The sequence below is a fragment of the Sphingomonas sp. Leaf10 genome (assembly GCF_001421245.1).
Taxonomy (GTDB): Bacteria; Pseudomonadota; Alphaproteobacteria; order Sphingomonadales; family Sphingomonadaceae; genus Sphingomonas.
Map to the genome: position 1 here is coordinate 111871 of NZ_LMKE01000002.1, position 14490 is coordinate 126360.

The 14490-nt window shown below is 67.2% G+C and carries 10 protein-coding genes; 1 reads left to right on the top strand and 9 read right to left on the bottom strand.

Annotation, left to right across the window (positions count from 1 at the left end; all coding sequences use genetic code 11):
- Positions 1 to 19: 19 nt before the first annotated feature.
- The 9 genes from atpD to ASE59_RS05285 all read right to left on the bottom strand — a co-directional run bounded on the left by atpD (position 20) and on the right by ASE59_RS05285 (position 13187).
- Positions 20 to 1492 (bottom strand): F0F1 ATP synthase subunit beta, encoded by a 1473-nt coding sequence (gene atpD / locus ASE59_RS05245; RefSeq protein ID WP_056453217.1) that lies wholly within the window; start codon positions 1490 to 1492, stop codon positions 20 to 22.
- Positions 1492 to 2070 carry a hypothetical protein gene (locus ASE59_RS05250; protein ID WP_056453219.1) on the bottom strand — a complete coding sequence of 193 codons (579 nt, stop codon included), beginning with the start codon at positions 2068 to 2070 and terminating at the stop codon, positions 1492 to 1494. The genes atpD and ASE59_RS05250 overlap by 1 nt, the downstream gene beginning before the upstream one ends.
- Positions 2067 to 2954, bottom strand: coding sequence for a F0F1 ATP synthase subunit gamma (locus ASE59_RS05255; RefSeq protein ID WP_056453221.1), 888 nt, complete (start codon positions 2952 to 2954; stop codon positions 2067 to 2069). The genes ASE59_RS05250 and ASE59_RS05255 overlap by 4 nt, the downstream gene beginning before the upstream one ends.
- Before the next feature lie 124 nt (positions 2955 to 3078).
- Complete coding sequence (gene atpA, locus ASE59_RS05260) at positions 3079 to 4608, bottom strand: F0F1 ATP synthase subunit alpha (protein ID WP_056453224.1); 1530 nt, start codon at positions 4606 to 4608, stop codon at positions 3079 to 3081.
- Between the two features lie 2 nt (positions 4609 to 4610).
- Entirely contained in the window at positions 4611 to 5183 is a 573-nt protein-coding gene (locus ASE59_RS05265) for a F0F1 ATP synthase subunit delta (RefSeq protein ID WP_056453519.1), read from the bottom strand.
- Between the two features lie 348 nt (positions 5184 to 5531).
- Positions 5532 to 7079, bottom strand: a complete 1548-nt coding sequence (locus tag ASE59_RS05270; protein ID WP_056453522.1) for a S1C family serine protease — start codon at positions 7077 to 7079, stop codon at positions 5532 to 5534.
- Between the two features lie 41 nt (positions 7080 to 7120).
- Positions 7121 to 8665: a tetratricopeptide repeat protein gene (locus ASE59_RS05275; protein WP_056453227.1), complete on the bottom strand. Its 1545-nt coding sequence runs from the start codon at positions 8663 to 8665 to the stop codon at positions 7121 to 7123.
- 81 nt (positions 8666 to 8746) lie between these two features.
- Positions 8747 to 10912, bottom strand: coding sequence for a primosomal protein N' (locus ASE59_RS05280; RefSeq protein WP_056453230.1), 2166 nt, complete (start codon positions 10910 to 10912; stop codon positions 8747 to 8749).
- Between the two features lie 196 nt (positions 10913 to 11108).
- Complete coding sequence (locus ASE59_RS05285; protein ID WP_056453233.1) at positions 11109 to 13187, bottom strand: TonB-dependent receptor; 2079 nt, start codon at positions 13185 to 13187, stop codon at positions 11109 to 11111.
- Between the two features lie 137 nt (positions 13188 to 13324).
- On the opposite strand from ASE59_RS05285, the gene ASE59_RS05290 reads away from it, so the two are divergent.
- On the top strand, positions 13325 to 14131 hold the full coding sequence (locus tag ASE59_RS05290; protein ID WP_056453235.1) for an IclR family transcriptional regulator: 807 nt from the start codon (positions 13325 to 13327) through the stop codon (positions 14129 to 14131).
- Positions 14132 to 14490: the final 359 nt, after the last annotated feature.

Here is a 14490-nt window from a genome sequence, read left to right on the forward strand (position 1 = left end):
GGGGAGAGGGAACAGCGCGTTACGCGTCCTGCGCCATCTTCTGTGCCTTGGCGACGACTTCGTCGATGCCGCCGACCATGTAGAAGGCGGATTCCGGCAGGTGGTCGTACTCACCTTCGACGACTGCCTTGAACGACTTCACCGTGTCTTCCAGCGCGACGAACTTGCCGCTGATGCCGGTGAAGACTTCGGCGACGTGGAACGGCTGGCTGAGGAACTTCTGGATCTTGCGGGCGCGGGCGACCGTGACCTTATCCTCTTCCGACAACTCGTCCATGCCGAGGATGGCGATGATGTCCTGCAGCGACTTGTAGCGCTGGAGCAGCGACTGCACGGCGCGGGCCGTGTCGTAATGCTCCTGGCCGACGGTCCGCGGTTCGAGAACGCGGCTGGTCGAATCGAGCGGATCGACCGCCGGATAGATGCCGAGTTCCGAGATTGCGCGGTTGAGCACGGTCGTCGCGTCGAGGTGGGCGAACGACGTCGCCGGGGCCGGATCGGTCAGATCGTCGGCGGGTACGTAGATCGCCTGCACCGAGGTGATCGAACCCTTGTTCGTCGAGGTGATGCGTTCCTGCAGCGCGCCCATATCGGTCGACAGCGTCGGCTGATAGCCCACTGCCGACGGGATGCGGCCGAGCAGAGCCGACACTTCCGAACCCGCCTGGGTGAAGCGGAAGATGTTGTCGACGAAGAACAGCACGTCCTGACCTTCGACGTCGCGGAAATATTCGGCGATCGTCAGGCCTGACAGCGCAACGCGTGCGCGGGCGCCCGGCGGCTCGTTCATCTGGCCATAGACCAGCGCGACCTTCGAACCCTCGCTGGTCGGATTGCCGTCGGCATCCTTGGCGATGACACCCGCGTCGAGGAATTCGTGGTAGAGGTCGTTGCCTTCGCGGGTCCGCTCACCGACGCCCGCGAACACCGACGTGCCGCCATGGCCCTTGGCGATGTTGTTGATCAGTTCCTGAATCAGCACGGTCTTTCCGACGCCCGCGCCGCCGAACAGGCCGATCTTGCCGCCCTTCGCATAGGGGGCGAGCAGGTCGATGACCTTGATGCCGGTGACGAGGATCGCGCTCTCGGTCGACTGGTCGACGAACAGCGGCGCCGATGCGTGGATCGGGGCGGTGGTTTCGGCACCGACCGGCCCACGCTCGTCGATCGGCTCGCCGACGACGTTCAGGATGCGGCCGAGCGTCTTCGGGCCGACCGGCACGCGGATCTGCGATCCGGTATCGCGCACCGCCTGACCACGGGTCAGACCTTCGGTCGCGTCCATCGCGATCGTGCGGACGGTGTTCTCGCCCAGATGCTGCGCGACTTCGAGGACGAGGCGGTTGCCGTTATTGTCGGTTTCGAGCGCCGACAGGATGGCCGGCAGTTCGCCGTCGAACGCAACGTCGACGACCGCGCCGATGACCTGCGCGATCCGGCCGGTATTGTTGGTGCTGCCCTGGGGCGCGTATGTGTCTGCGGCGGTTGCCATCACTGCTTCCTCGGTTCGGTCCCCGTCGCGGGGCGGGTAAAGGTCACGATCAGGCGGCGTCCGCCGTCGATCGGAGTACGGGTAATCTGATAATCGGCACCGGTGACCTTACCCGATGTCGGGCTCTCGGTCATGATGCCGCGCTTGACCTCGTTGCGGCCGGGCAGGCCGAGGCTGGCGAGCGGGCGGTCGATCCAGCGGGCGAACTGTTCCTTTGCAAACGGGCTGGAATCGAGGTTCACGATGTCGAGCGAGAAGGCGAGCTTCCCGATCCGCTGCGCATCGCCGGTCACCGTCAGGTTGGCGGTGTTGACCGGCTTGATCGACGGATCGGCCATCGGCGTCGGCTGTGCCGTTGCCTGCATGCCGCCCCCGGCCGCCGCATAGGGCGACAGGCGGAAGCCCATGCCGTTCAGCAGGTCGATCGTCTTCGGCGCATCGCCGAACACCGTTGCCCAGCCGCCGGTGACGAACGGCGTCGGCGTCGCGCGCGGCCGCTCCGCCGCCTTGTCGGCAGCGGGCTGACCACAGCCGGCCAGCGTGGCGACGAGCGCCAGCAGGACGGCGTGACGGATCACAGGGCTTCGGCGCCCGAGATGATTTCGACCAGCTCGGTCGTGATCGCGGCCTGGCGGGTGCGGTTATATTCGATGGTCAGGCGGTTGATCAGGTCGCCCGCATTGCGCGTGGCGTTGTCCATCGCCGTCATCTTCGAACCCTGTTCCGACGCCGCGTTTTCCTTCATCGCGCGGTAGATCTGCACCGCGATATTGGTCGGCAACAGGCTGTCGAGGATCGCTTCCTCGCTTGGCTCGTACTCGACGACCGCGTCGGCGGAAGGTTGCGAAGTTGCCACGGAGGGGGTCGGAATCTTGACCGGAATCAGTTGCTGTTCCGTGGGTTCCTGCGTCAGCACCGTCTTGAAGGTTGCATAGAACAGGTGCGCGACGTCGAATTCGCCCGCTTCGAAGCGGCGGATCAGGTCGTCGGCATAGCCCTTCGCATCGGCAAAGGTCAGCTTGCCCAGATCGCCCGGTTCGACCGCATGGACGAAACCGTCGCGGAACTGGCGCGCCAGCACGGCGCGGCCCTTGCGACCGATCGTCAGGAACTTGACCGTCTTGCCCTCAGCCTGCAGCTCCAGCGCGCGGCGGCGGGCGAGACGGGCGATGTTCGAATTGAACGCGCCGGCCAGCCCCTTGTCCGACGTCGCGACGACGAACAGATGCACCTGGTCGCTGCCGGTGCCAGCCAAGAGCGGCGAGCTACCTTCGGTGACCTGCACCTTGCTGGCGAGGCTGGCGACGACCTGTTCGACGCGGCTCGCATAGGGACGACCGGCCTCGGCCGCTTCCTGCGCACGGCGCAGCTTGGCGGCGGCGACCATCTTCATCGCCTTGGTGATCTTCTGCGTCGACTTCACCGAGCCGATGCGCAGTTTCAGGGCCTTGAGACTAGCCATTTGTCTTCCCTACTCCCTCCCGGCTTGCGCGGAGAGGGTGGGGAAGGGCGGGAGTGGCAACTTATGGCCGTCCCGCGCTTCCCCTCTCCCAACCCTCTCCCCTGAAGGGGAGAGGGCTTGATGGTTACGCGAAGTTCTTTGCGAACTGGTCGAGCGCGGCCTTCAGGCCCGACTTCGCCTCGTCGCCCAGATCCTTGGTATCGCGAATCTTGGCGAGCACCTGCGGGTGGTTCGCCTTCAGGTCGGCGAGCATCGCCTGCTCGTAGCGGGTCACGTCGTTCACGGGAACGGTGTCGAGATAGCCCTGGGTCCCTGCGAAGATCGACGCGACCTGTTCCTCGAACGGCATCGGCGAGAACTGCGCCTGCTTGAGCAACTCGGTCAGGCGCGCACCGCGGTTCAGCAGCTTCTGCGTGCTGGCGTCGAGGTCCGAGCCGAACTGCGCGAAGGCGGCCATTTCGCGATACTGGGCCAGCTCCAGCTTGATCGAGCCGGCGACCTTCTTCATCGCCTTGGTCTGCGCGGCCGAACCGACGCGGCTGACCGAGAGGCCGACGTTGATCGCCGGGCGAATGCCGGCGAAGAACAGGTCGGTTTCGAGGAAGATCTGGCCGTCGGTGATCGAGATCACGTTGGTCGGAATGTACGCCGACACGTCGCCCGCCTGGGTTTCGATGATCGGCAGCGCGGTCAGCGAGCCGCCGCCGTTGGCGTCCGACATCTTGGCGGCGCGCTCCAGCAGGCGGCTGTGCAGATAGAACACGTCGCCCGGATAGGCTTCGCGGCCCGGCGGACGGCGCAGCAGCAGCGACATCTGGCGATAGGCGACGGCCTGCTTCGACAGATCGTCGAACACGATCAGCGCGTGCATCGCGTTGTCGCGGAAATATTCGCCCATCGCGGTGCCGGTGTAGGGCGCCAGATACTGAAGCGGGGCGGGGTCCGACGCGGTCGCAGCGACGACGATCGAATATTCCATCGCGCCGTTTTCTTCGAGCGTGCGCACCAGCTGCGCGACGGTCGAGCGCTTCTGGCCGACGGCGACATAGACGCAGTAGAGCTTCTTGCTCTCGTCATCGCCCGCATTGGCGGTCTTCTGGTTGATGAAGGTATCGATCGCGACCGCCGACTTGCCGGTCTGACGATCGCCGATGATCAGTTCGCGCTGGCCACGGCCGACCGGCACGAGGGCGTCGATCGCCTTCAGGCCCGACTGCATCGGCTCGCTTACCGACTGGCGCGGGATGATGCCCGGTGCCTTCACGTCGACGCGGGCACGGCGGTCCGACATGATCGGCCCCTTGCCGTCGATCGGGTTGCCCAGACCGTCGACGACGCGACCCAGCAGGCCCTTGCCCACGGGAACGTCGACGATGGTGCCGGTGCGCTTGACGGTGTCGCCTTCCTTGATCGACGAGTCCGACCCGAAGATCACGACGCCGACATTGTCGGCTTCGAGGTTCAGCGCCATGCCCTGGATGCCGCCGCCGAACTCGACCATCTCGCCCGCCTGGACGTTGTCGAGCCCGTGGATGCGGGCGATGCCGTCACCGACCGACAGGACCTGTCCGACTTCCGAAACCTGCGCTTCGGTGCCGAAATTGGCGATCTGGTCGCGGATGACCTTCGAGATTTCTGCGGCGCGGATATCCATGTTCAGCCTTTCATCGCGTGCGCGAGCGTGTTCAGTCGGGTCTTGATCGAGCTATCGATCATCTGGCTGCCGATCTTCACGACCAGTCCGCCAAGGAGAGTGGGGTCGACCTTCAGGTCGATCGCGACGTCGCGGCCGACCCGGTGACGCAGCTGCTGACGCAGCGCGTCGACCTGCGAATCGTCCAGCGGATGCGCCGAGACGACCTCTGCATTCGTTTCACCACGGCTGCGCGCCGCCAGTTCGCGGAAGGCACGGATGATCGCGGGCAGATCGCCCAGGCGACGGTTCTGCGCGAGCACGCCGAGGAAATTGGCGGTCAGCGGGTCGAGGCCCAGCACCGGCACCAGCGCGGCGATCGTCCGCGCGGCATCGGCGCGACCGATCAGCGGGCTCTTCACCAGTGCGGCGAGATCGGCCGATTCGGCAATCCCCTGCGACAGCGTCTTGAGGCTCGATTCGACCGCGGTAAGCTGGCCCTGTTGCTGGGCGAGGCCAAACAGCGCGGTCGCATAGCGGCCACCCAGGCTCGCCTGGATCATGCCGCCGCCAGTAGTTCCGCCGGATGTCTCCACGCGCGCGTCCTTGTCAGGGGTCAATTCTACGTCCCATCCCGATGAGGAAGCTGCATTCCAACCGCCGTCGCGACCAAAAGTCGCGCCGCTGACCGGCCCATGCGCCCCCGATGGGTCGTGGGGGCCGCTAGCATCGGTGTCACGATTTCGCAAGCTTTGTGGGACGCGATGTCGTGTGGCGTGATTCGGGTCGAAGCTGAACGGGGGGTGACGGACGACGCGAAGCCCCTTCCTGACAAGGGAGGGGGAGGGGTTGGGGTGGGTCGGCCCGCGAGGAACCGTTGCCCATGCCACGAACCGACCCACCCCCGGCCCCTCCCTTGTCAGGGAGAGGAGATCGAACCGGCCCTACTTCGCCGCCGTACACCGATAGACCAGCCGTTCATTGACCTGCTGCGGCAGCGAGGTGCGAATCGCCGATTGCTGCGTGGCAAGCGCAGCGCGCGCACCGGTGTCGGCGGCGCACGCCTTTTGCTGCACCTGTCCGCGCAGCGTGCGGGCGCGTTCCATCGATTCGGCGGACAGCAGGTAACGGCTGTTGGTGTAGCTGCCGGTGACCGGATCGAAGCGCAGCACCGACACGGTGGCGTCCTCATTCGGGACGAGGATGCGTTCCCAGCCGCCGCCCGGCGCCTCGGCATATTGGGTGCGACCGTTCATGCAGCCATCGGCGCGCCAATCGAAGCGGACGGTTTCGACCGGCGACAGGATGATCCGGCTGCGTTCGGGCACCAGCGTGCATTCGAGCGGCCCCGACAGCGGCGTGACGCGGGTCGCGGCGGTATTGCCCGATTCGTCGGCAGCGGCGATCGAAGCGGGATCGAAATCGGGCCGTAGCAGGAAGGTGGCGATCGCGCCGACCAACAGCGCCGCACCGCCGATCGCGGCGAACTTCGCCTCGCGCGGCTGTCCACGGGTCAGCAACAGTCCGGCCCCGCCCGCCGCCAGCACCGACAGCGCGAGCAGCAGCGCGGCGGCGGCGATCATGTTTTCGCGGGTCTCGGCATTGTCGGCGCGCGCCCGTTCGAGCGCGGTCGCGCGTTCCTCGCGCGCCCGTTCGGCGGCGGCGCGGGTGCGCTCCCGGTCCTCGATGCTTTGGCGTTCGGCATCGGCGCGGTCGCGGGCATCGGCATCGGCCAATGTGAGGCAGGGGGTGGCGATGGTCGAAACCGGCTGTTCCGCCTCGCGCAGGAACGCGGTCAGTTCGGCATCCGAAATGGCGAAGGCGAAGCTGGCATCGCCCTCCTCGCCACGGGTCAGCGCCGAATTGACGCCTAGCACCCGGCCGCAAGCGTCGAGCAGCGGCCCGCCCGAATTGCCGCGCGCGATGCTGGCGGTGTGGACCAGTACCGCCGTGCCCTCCAGCGTGCGGTTGCCCGACAGCACGCCCTGCGAACGGACGGGCGATGTCGGGGTCACGAAATCGTCGACCGACCGCGCGGTGGCGAGGTCGACATTGCCGGGATAGCCGAGCGCGATCGCCGCATCGCCTTCGCCAACGCCGCCGGTATAGAGCGTGAGCGGGGGGAGGCGGACGCCGGTGACCTCGATCAGTGCGAGGTCGCGGCTCTTGTCGATGCGGACGACGCGCCCCTCGAACGAGCGGTCGCCTTCGGACGGGACGACGCCGACGACGGTATCGCCTGGATAGCGTTCCATCAGTTCGACGACATGCGCGTTGGTGACGACGCGATTGGGCGCGACCGCGAAGCCGGTGCCGTGTTCGACATCCACCATCTCGCCATCGACCGTCGCGATCACGACGACGCGCACGACCCCGCGCGCCGCCGCCGACACGTCATCGGCGCGGGCTGGGGCGGACAGGACCAGCAGCGCGGCAAGCGCCGTCAGCCAGAGCGTCAGCCATCGATGAAGCGGTGTCGCGTTGGTAACCATGACCGCCGCCGTTTCGGGCAAAGCGTGGGGCGGCGCAAGGGTCAGCCGGCGTTGCCGCCCTTGTCGTCATCCTCGTCGGTATCATTCGCCGCCGGTTGCGGCTTCCCACGCCAATGGTCGAGCGCCGCCTTCGCTCCGCCATTGTCGATCAGGCCGATCAATCGCTGCGCGAGAGCGGCGCTTCGCCCGCCGTGCGGCGAATAGGCGACCGGTCCCAGCACCCGGCGTGCCTCATCGAGGCGGCCGGTCTCGAGGAGGATGCGCGCCGCCTGCATCCGAAGCCCCCGGTCCTGCGGTGCCAGCAGATGCGCGCGCAACAGCGCGTCGCGGGCGTTGGCGGTCGGCGTCTGTCCGGGTACCTGATAGGTCTGGTAATAGAGCAGCAGCGGCTCGGGATCGTCGTTTTCGATGGCGTTGGCGGCAAGGAACGATCGGCGGACGGCACGCCACCGCTCGGGACTCGCATCCTTGGCGGCACGGGCCTGCGCCATTTGCGCCATCCCGAGATAGGTGTGACCATCGACCGATTTCGGATCGGTGGCGACGGCGCGGCGGGCGGCCGCTTCGGCAGCGGCGAAATTGCCTGCGTCATACTCGACCTCGGCCAACAGCGCCTGCGCCGTCGCGTCGTTTGGATAGGGCGTGGCCGCACGCTGCGCGAGGGGGAGCAGCGCAAGCGCCTGCGTCCGGTCGACGCCGCGCTTGGCCCGGATTCGGACCGGCATCATCGCCGCCTCCGCCGGGGTCAGCGCGCGGACGGTGACATCGGCCTTGGTGATCGTGCCGGGCGGCATGATCGTATAGCGCAGACCGGAGCGGACATAGCGCGCCAGATCGCGGTCGAGCTGCTTCAGGTCGCCGAACACCTCGGCAGCCTTTGTCGCGCTTTGGCCGCCGGCAACCGCGCGCATGAAGCGGTCCATCTGTCCCCGGCGGGTCGTATCGAGCAGCATCATGTGCGTCAGCGCCCAGCCGCCGGCATAGAGCGCGCCACGATCGATCTTGTCCACATCGCCGGTCAGGAGCGTCGTGGCCGATACCGGCATCCCGGTCTGAAACTGTCGGGCGCGGTACATGGGCGGGCGCGCGACCTCGATCGATCCATCGTCGCGCAGGCGCGTCGGCGCGAAGAATTCGGCGAAGCCCTCGACGAACCAGATCGGGAACGCCGCTTCGGCCCAGTTCGTCAGCATGAAGTGATGGGTGTATTCGTGGAACAGCACCTGCTGCGGATCGATGCCGTTGGTGCCGTTGCCGCTATATTCGGGTACGAACGCGACCGATCCGGCGGCACGCGGGATATAGAATCCCGCGACGTTGCGTTGCCCGACCAGCTTGGTGATCGTCGACAGATCGCCGGTGACGTACACGTTCACCCGGTTGGGCACCGCGATCGGTTCGGCCGGCATCTTGGTCAGCAGGCGCAGCACCCGGTCGAACCGTTCGAGCCGTTCGGCATAACGGGCGACCTCGGCCGCGGGATCATCGGCATAGACGATGAAATGGTCCGACCGGGCCTCGTGCCATTCGGCCTGCGCCGCAACCGGCCACAGCGCCACCAGCGCCGCCACGATCATCCGAATCATACGCCACCCCCACATCGGTAGGCGCCGATGCTAGGTGGGGCGCAGCGTTCCGCCAAGAACGGGATAGACCCGATACGGACGCTACACGAAACTGTACGGATCGATGTCGACGGCGACGCGGACCTTGGCGCTCCATTCGACGCCGTCGAGCCAGTCGCGGATCACGTCCTGCACGTCGAGCGCGCGGGTGGCGTGGACCAGCAGGCGGAAACGGTGCCGCCCGCGCAGCATCGCCAGCGGGGCGGGGGCGGGGCCATAGACATGGCAGCCTTCCACCTGCGGTGCTGCACGCCCGATCGCGCGGGCGGTGGCCTCTGCCGCGCCCTTGTCCTCCGACGACACGATGATCGCGGCATAGCGGCCGAAGGGGGGCACGCCGGCGTCCTCGCGCGCTTCGGTCTCGGCGGCGTAGAAGCTGTCGGCATCGCCCGAGATCAGCGCCTGCATCACCGGGGCGTTCGGCTGCGTCGTCTGGATATAGACATGGCCGGGCTTGGTCCCGCGCCCGGCCCGTCCGGCAACCTGCGCGATCTGTTGGAAGGTGCGTTCGGACGCGCGCAGGTCGCCGCCCTGCAGCCCCAGATCGGCGTCGATCACCCCGACACAGGTCAGGTTGGGGAAGTGATAACCCTTGGTCACCAGTTGCGTGCCGACGACGATGTCGATGTCGCCCGCCTCCATCCGTCCGACGAACTCCGCCGCCTTGGCCGGGGACCAGATCGTGTCGGAGGTGACGATGGCGATCTTGGCGGTCGGCCACAGTGCGGCGGCTTCGTCGGCAATGCGTTCGACGCCGGGACCGCACGCGACCAGCGCGTCCTCCGCATGACATTCGGGGCAGGCGCGCGGCGTGGGCAGGACATGGCCGCAATGGTGGCACGACAGCCGGTGGATCAGCCGGTGTTCGACCATCCATGCGGTACAATTGGGGCATTGGAAGCGATGCCCGCACGACCGGCACAGGGTCAGCGGGGCATAGCCGCGCCGGTTGAGGAACAGCAGCGCCTGTTCGCCGCGCGTCAGCGTCTCGTCGATCGCCTTGATCAACGGCGCCGCGATCCAGCGGCCGCGCTCGGGTGGTTGTTCGATCAGGTCGATCGCCTCGATGCTCGGCAACTGCGCCTTGCCATAGCGGCCGGGCAGCTTCACCTCGGTATAGCGGCCCTGCGCGACCTGTTGCCGGGTCTCGATCGCCGGGGTCGCGCTGGCGAGGATCACCGGGCATTTCTCGAACAGCCCGCGCATCACCGCCACGTCGCGGGCGTGATAATGCACGCCCTCTTCCTGCTTGAAGCTGGTCTCGTGCGCCTCGTCGACGACGATCAGCCCCAGATCGGCATAGGGCAGGAACAGCGCCGAGCGTGCGCCGACCACGACCTTTGCCTGTCCCGACGCGATGGCGCGCCATGCCCGGCGACGCTGGGTCGATCGCAGGTCGCTGTGCCAAGGCACCGGCTCGCAGCCGAAGCGCGCGGTGAAGCGTTTCAGGAACGGTTCGGTCAGCGCGATTTCGGGAAGCAACACCAGCACCTGCCGCCCCGCCGCGATCGCCGCTGCCACGCCCTCGAAATACACCTCGGTCTTGCCCGATCCGGTGACGCCGTCGAGCAGGAAGGGGTGAAAGGCGTCGGCCTCGACCGCCCCGGTCAGCGTGTCCGCCGCCGCGCGCTGGTCGGCGGACAATTCTGGGCGGTGATGGTCGGGATCGGGTTGAGGATAGGGCTGGTCGATATCGACCGACACCGCCTCGATCGCGCCGAGCTTCACGAGGCCGCGGATGACGGCGTCGGACACGTCGGCGATCGCGGCCAGTTCGCGCACCAGCCCGCGCCGCTCGCCGATCCGCTCCAGCGCCTGCTGCCGCTGCGGGGTCAACCGGTCGGGGACTTCGCCGGTCGCGCGATATTCGATGGCGAGCTTCGCCCCCTCTAGCGCGGAGTTCGAGGCAAGGCACATGCGCAGCACCGATGCCGGCGCGGCGAGATAATAGCCCGCCGTCCACTCGACCAACCGCCTGAGCGGCGCGGCGATCGGCGGCACATCGGCGACGGCGAGGAGCGGGCGCAGGCGGTTGTCGCCGACCTCCTCGGTCGCCAGCCGCTCGGCATCCCACACGACCCCCAGTAACTGGCGCGGGCCGAGCGGGGCGGTGACGATCGAGCCGGGCTCGACGGTCATGCCGTGCGGCACACGGTAGTCGAGCGGCCCGAGTGCGGCATTGAGCAGGAGAACGCGGGCGCGGGACATGGGGCGTAGATAGGGGCAGGGGTGGCCGGCGTCATCCTTTGGACGCAGAGGTGCGCCGCTACACCATCGTCATTCCCGCAAAGGCGGGAATCCATACACGCTGACGATAGCGTCTCTATCGCAGTCGTCAGCGTGTATGGGTCCCCGCCTTTGCGGGGACGACGAAGAACGTGCAACAGTTCGGGCGAACGCCCGCCTACAGCGCCAGTCGCGCGGTCACGCGGATGTCGCGGCCGGCGAGCGGTGCATAGTCCTTCAGGAAACTTGCATGACGGCGCGCCTCGACGTCGAACAGGTTGTTCGCCGACACCATCAACGTCGTCTTGCTGTCGCGACCGAACGGCCGCAGCGAGACCGAGGCGTTGACCATCGTATAGGCCGGGGTCACCGTCTCCAGCGCGGCGACGCGGTCCTGCGCGGTCACATGCTCGACCTCGCCGCGCACCTGTACCAGTCGGCCCTGTGCCTCGACACCGCCCAGCACGCGCAGCGGCGGGATGCGCGGGGCGGGGCCGCGATCGACGATCGTCGCGCGGGTATAGTCGGCAAGGCCGTCGAGGTTGATCCCCGTCTCGCCGAACTCCGCGACGCGTGCCGACGCCTCCGCCTCGAAACCCCACAACCGGGCATCGGCCTGTTGGTACTGGAACACCGGCAGGTCGTCCTCGGTCGCGCCGGTCGGGTTCTCATAGATGAAGTTGCGGAACCAGTTGTGATAGGCCGACAGTCCGAAACTGTAGCCGTCGCCCGATCCCTTCAGCGTCGCTTCAAGCCCGTCGCTAATCTCCTTGGCAAAGCCCGGATTGCCGACCTCGAACGCCTGCGTGCCGGCATGCGGGCCGTTGGCGAACAGTTCCTCGGCCGACGGCGCGCGTTCGGTATGGCTGGCGTTGACACCGAAGCGGACATTGTCGACCAGCCCGACGCTGGCCCCGATCGATCCGGAGAAGCTGTCGAAGCCGCGACGGATATCGTCGTTGCCGAGCAGGTCGTCGGCCGCGGCACGGGCGACGGTATATTCGTACCGCCCGCCGGCCTCGGCCCGGAACGCGCCCAGATCGAACGACTGGAGCGTGAACAGACCGAATTGCTGCGTCTCGCTCTTCGGCAGGAATTTCTCCTCGCCGACGATGTTCAGGTCGCGGATGAACATCTGGCCGCCCACCGCCCCGCGCCAGCCACCGCGCGCCGCCTGCACCAGTTCGAGCCGTGCTTCCAGACCGCGATTGAAGAAGCTGGTGCCGATCTCGCCGGTATCCTCGATCTCGTCATGGCGATAATCCGCGAACCCGGCGCGCAGGCGGATCTTTTCGAGCAGGCCGTCGCCGGTATTCACCTCGGCACGCATGTCGGCGCGGGTCTGCTGGACGTGGAGGGACACCTCCTCCGCCTCGCCACCGTCCAGCGCATAGCGCACCGGCACGCCGTAGCGATTGTCGAGGTGGTTGACCGAGAAGCCGAGATTGCCGGTATCGGTGACGATCGCCGCGCCGCCCGCGACCTCCCACATCTTCGACTGCGAATTGGGCAGGCGCCCGCGCAGGTCGGCCAGATCGCGAATTTCGGGATCGGCGCTCGCCGCCGCCTGTGCGCGCAGCGGCCGCGACAGGATATAGCCGCCGGTGCGCAGGTCATCGGTCTGGCCGAAGGTGCCGTCCAAATGGAACACGACCTTGTCGGTCACCGGCACGTCGAGCGCCGCCGACCCGGTCCGCTCGTTCGCGGCCGATCCATAAGTGCCGAGCGCGTCGACATGGATCGGTTCGGTCGGCACCCGGCGCGGGATACGGCTGTCGATGACGTTGACCACGCCGCCGATCGCCGACGATCCGAACAGCAGCGCGGAGGGGCCGCGGAGCACCTCGATCCGGTCGGCGGTCAGCGGGTTGATCGCGACGGCGTGGTCGACCGAGGTGTTCGACACGTCGAAGCTGCCGACGCCGTCGGTCAGCACGCGCACCCGTTCGCCCTGAAGCCCGCGCAGCACGGGGCGAGACGCGTTGGGGCCGAAGCTGGTCGCCGATACGCCCGGCTGCCGCGCCAGCGTCTCACCGATCGTCGGGCGCAGTTCGCGGGTCAGCTCCTCGCCGCTCAGCACGCTGGTGCCCGACAGGATATCGGCTTGGTTGCGGGCATAGGGGGCGGTGATGATGATCTCGGGCGGGGCATCGCGGTGATAGTCGTCGCCGGTCGCCGGCACGGGCGCGCTTTGGGCAAACGCGACGCTGGGCAGGAACAGGGCTGCGCTCGACAACCACAGGGCGGCACGGACCATTTGATACGACTCCAAAGCACAAGAAACCGTGCCGCTACCGTAATATGATACAACGTATCAAGTGCTTTGTGCGGTGCAGCGGCAGCCTTTGGGGCATCGGCTTGCACCGGCGTAGTTTTTTGACGACAGTTACGGCCATGACCATCGACGCTTCCGACCCTGCCGCTGATACCGATGTCAGCGACGATCGCCGATACCGTGCGCCCGCGCTCGAAAAGGGGCTCGATATTCTCGAACTGCTGGCCGGCTGCGCGACGCCGCTGACGCTGACGCAGATCGTGCAGCGGCTGGGGCGATCGCATGGCGAGTTGTTCCGCATGGTGCAGGTGCTGGAATATCGCGGCTATCTGGCGACGGAGGCGGGCGGCGAGGGCTATACGCTCAGCGACCGGCTGTTCTCGCTCGGCATGAACCAGCCGCGTACCCGCTATCTGATCGAGGTCGCATTGCCCGAAATGCGGCGGCTGGCGCAGGAGACGGGCCAGTCCTGTCACATCGCGGTCCATACCATGGGCGACATGGCGGTGGTCGCGCGGATGGAATCGGCCGAGCAGCTCGGCTTTTCGGTGCGCGTCGGCTATCGCCGGCCGTTGTTGCAGGCGGCGTCGGGGGCGGTGCTCTATGCGTTCCAGCCGGACGACGTCCGCGCCCGCTGGGAAAAGCTGCTCGACCCGCAACCCGATGCCGAGACGCTGGCCGCGTTCCGCGCCCATGCCGACGAAGTCCGGCAGCGCGCGGTCGAACGTACCCCCAGCCGCTTCGTCAGCGGGGTGACCGACCTGTCGGCGCCGATCCTGCGCGGCGGCGCGGCGGCGGCGGCACTGACCATGCCGTATCTGGCGAAGCTTGGCGAACCCGATGCGATCGATGCAGCGGCCGAAGCGGTGCAGGCGGCGGCGGTGCGAATCTCTGCGCAGTTGGTGGACGACGACCACCATCCTTAAGGAACGGGAGCACCCCAGCCGTACCTTGGCACATGCTGTATGCTGTGGTCTGACAGGACAGTCGCCCCGAGCCTGACCCTTCCCGTCATTCCCGCGAAGGCGGGAATCCATATACGCTGACAGTCGGGCAGGAATAAGTGTCGCTGCGTTTATGGATCCCCGCCTACGCGGGGATGACGAAGGTCGATGGCTGCCCATCTCCTGAGACCGCATTTCCAAACCCCGCCCCGCCGCTTTCCAGTTGCAAGCGAAAATCCGTTCACATATGAAAACGGTTCGGCACCCGCAGGCGGTGACCGGAACGGGGCGGATCGATCATCATGGGCGATGCCCCATGGGGGCTGCGCATGACGATCATC

Bases quoted from the DNA above. Each gene is read 5' to 3' on its own strand.
- atpD (WP_056453217.1), bottom strand. From the start codon at position 1,492: ATGGCAACCGCCGCAGACACATACGCGCCCCAGGGCAGCACCAACAAT.
- ASE59_RS05255 (WP_056453221.1), bottom strand. From the start codon at position 2,954: ATGGCTAGTCTCAAGGCCCTGAAACTGCGCATCGGCTCGGTGAAGTCG.
- atpA (WP_056453224.1), bottom strand. From the start codon at position 4,608: ATGGATATCCGCGCCGCAGAAATCTCGAAGGTCATCCGCGACCAGATC.
- ASE59_RS05270 (WP_056453522.1), bottom strand. From the start codon at position 7,079: ATGGTTACCAACGCGACACCGCTTCATCGATGGCTGACGCTCTGGCTG.
- ASE59_RS05275 (WP_056453227.1), bottom strand. From the start codon at position 8,665: ATGATTCGGATGATCGTGGCGGCGCTGGTGGCGCTGTGGCCGGTTGCG.
- ASE59_RS05280 (WP_056453230.1), bottom strand. From the start codon at position 10,912: ATGTCCCGCGCCCGCGTTCTCCTGCTCAATGCCGCACTCGGGCCGCTC.
- ASE59_RS05285 (WP_056453233.1), bottom strand. From the start codon at position 13,187: ATGGTCCGTGCCGCCCTGTGGTTGTCGAGCGCAGCCCTGTTCCTGCCC.
- ASE59_RS05290 (WP_056453235.1), top strand. From the start codon at position 13,325: ATGACCATCGACGCTTCCGACCCTGCCGCTGATACCGATGTCAGCGAC.